The sequence below is a fragment of the Aeromonas salmonicida subsp. salmonicida genome, assembly GCF_001643305.1.
Classification (GTDB): Bacteria; Pseudomonadota; Gammaproteobacteria; order Enterobacterales; family Aeromonadaceae; genus Aeromonas; species Aeromonas salmonicida.
This window is the reverse complement of the sequence record NZ_LSGW01000031.1, coordinates 1-2,738: the sequence shown is the minus strand read 5'-3', so window position 1 is coordinate 2,738 and position 2,738 is coordinate 1. Positions and strand designations below refer to the sequence as shown.

The following is a 2,738-nucleotide window of genomic DNA, read 5'->3' as shown; positions in this document are numbered from 1 at the left end:
TTCCAGCAGACCGGGCAGGTTGCGGGCCAGTGACCAGGCGCCCCCGAGCAGGAGGAAGCCGATCAGCACGTCGCTCAGGCTGATCGGGAAGAGCACGGCATTGGTGCCGCTCCCTTCACTGCGGTGCCACAACACCATGCTGTCGAGGTAGGAGAAGACCGCCACCAGATCAGACCAGAGCCAGTAGAAGGCGACGCCGAATACCAGCAGCAACGCAGTACGGGTCAAGCGCAGGGATTGCTGGCTGACATCCTCCAGGTCCATGGGCTGCTCTTCGATGGACTCGCCACCTTCCGCGTCTTCCTGGGATTTGTGCTCACGCTTGGCCACGGCACGGCGGTAGGCCAGGCGGCGGGCCGCCAGCTCCAGACCACGCAGTGAGGTGCGGTAGACCAGGCTCCAGATGATCAGCAGGTAGAAGGATTCCACCAGACGGCCGGTCAGTTTCAGTGCCGTATAGTAGTAGCCCAGTCCGACCAGCACCATCAGTGCCACCGGCGCCAGCGCCAGGGCGCCCGCTGTGATCGACTGTTGCATGCTGCCCTCGCCCTTGATGATGGTGCGAGAGATGGGGAACACCAGATAGGTGGTGAGGCCCAGCAGCAACAGGGTCAGTGCCTGACCGACAACATCGTTGCCCAGCGACGAAGGCTCTACCACGGCCTTGGTAGAGAGCATGATGAGGGGCAGCAGCGGCAACCAGAGGTAGCGCATACTGGTGCGCTTGGCCTGCAACTCGGCCTTCGGAATGCGGAAGTGGGATTCGGCAATGCCGCCCGGGCGCATCACCGCCAGGTAGACGCTGAACACCAGATAACCGAGGGCGAGGTTGAGGGTGATCTGGAAAATCAGTTTGGGGCTGAGCAGGCCACAGTAAGTGAGCCAGAGACCGGCCGCCAGTATGAAGAGGCTGCCCGGCAGGCGCTGCAGCACTGTATAGAGCAGGGCGCGCGGTGTGTGCCACTGGCTGTCCTGGCGAAAACGTCCCAGATCCTTGTTGATCCGCTTCTGTCGATTGAGCAGGGAGGGTCGCTTCCAGATCAGCAGGCCACCCACCAGCAGCAGCGGGAAGGCGAGCAGGGAAACCGGCAGCAGCATCTCGCCCCAGCCGTCCCAGTCCGGTTTCAGCACCCAGTCTGAGGCTTGCTTGTAAGCCTGGGCAGGCCAGTTGATGAACCACTTCACATCGATGGGTTTGTTGCTGCTGACCCAGAAGATGTGTTGTTGCAGGGTAAATTCGATGGAAGCGTAGATCCGCGCCAGCTGCTGCTGGGTCAGCTGCAGGCTGATGGCGTTGGTCAGCTGGCTGTCGAGCTGACGGTTGAGCTGGTCGAGCAGGCTGATGCGGGTGTCGAGCAGGGTGGAGAGGTTGGCTCTGTCCTCTGCACTGACCGGCTCGCTGCTGTTGGCGATCAGGTTGTCCAGATACTGGGTTTTCTGGAACAGCTGGTCACGTTGCTGGCTCAGTTCGAACTGTGCCAGATGCAGATCGGCGATCTGCTCTTCCAGATTCTTGACTGCAGAGGTGGGTGCGGACTCCAGCTGTTGATAGAGCTGATAGAGGATGCGGGAGAGCAGCAGGTTGCCCTTGAGCATCTGTACCTGTTCGTTCAGGTTGCGCTCTGTCTGGGTGCCGCGTTCCAGCCAGCTTTTGGCTTGCAGGTTCTTCTGCACCAGATTGTTGAGATTGGTGGTGGCGCTGACCAGCTGCTGGCTGAGTTGATGGTTGAGTTCCTGCTCTTTTTGTACCAGCGGGTTATCGTCGATGGCGACCAGTTCACCGGTCTGCTCTGCGGTTTTTTCGGTATCCCCCAGACGTTTGGCACTGCTCTGCTCCTGCAGCAGTTGCAGCTTCTGCTCCTCGTTGGCGAGGCGGGCATTCTGGTAGTCCCGTTGTTTGACAGCCAGATCCTGCATGCTGGTGCGGTTATCCAGCTGTTGTTGCAGATTGGCCAGTTGCAGTTCCAGCAGGGCCAGTTCTGCGCCCAGCTTCATCTTCTCGGCAGTGCTGACGCTGTCACCGACGTTGAGGCGGGTGCGTATCTCCTGGCTACGCTGATAGGCACGGCTCATGTTGGTCTGCGCCCGCTCCGGCAGGGTTTGCAGACTGGTGAGCTGGCTGCCGATGGTGCCGAGGGTTTCCTGGGCATCCTGCATGTTGGCAATGACTTCGGGCTGGCGGCTCTCCAGCTCGGCCAGACTCATGCGTGCGTATTCACTCTTGATCTGCTCGGCGCTCTTGTTCTGGGTCAGGGCATCGAGTTTGGCGCTGATGTCCCTGAGCTCACCCGGCAGAGAGCGGAGGCGTTGGGTTTGGTTCTTGGCCTTGGCATGTTCCTTCTCGATGCTGTCGAGCAGGCTGAGGGTGTCTGTCAGAAACTTCTGGTCGGCCTGCTGGCTGACGGTGAGGGTCTCGGACTTGCCGAGGGCATCGAGCGCCCGCTGTACGCTGGCCCGTTGGGGCACATCCTGCGCCATGGCTTGCGGGGCGCAGAGGCTGATGAGTAAGCAGAGCAGCGGCAACAGGGCTGCCGAGGCTCTTTTGAAACGTGTTGAGAGCATAAAACTTCCGGGTTATTACGCGATATTTGGGACATTTCCCACTTGGATTGAATCCGCGTGGATTCTAACACCGGGCTTGAACGGGAAGCAGGGGGGCAGATAAAAAAAACGGCGCCCGCAGGCGCCGTTTTATCGGTTCAGGACTGATTAGAGTACGTGAACGGAGGCGGTGTTGG

At 60.2% G+C, this 2,738-nt stretch carries 1 protein-coding gene; it reads right to left on the bottom strand.

Annotated elements, in window-relative coordinates:
- The coding region (locus tag AXW79_RS02210) for a hypothetical protein (protein ID WP_063977635.1) at positions 1-2,562 on the bottom strand (2,562 nt) is incomplete at its 3' end.
- Positions 2,563-2,738: the final 176 nt, after the last annotated feature.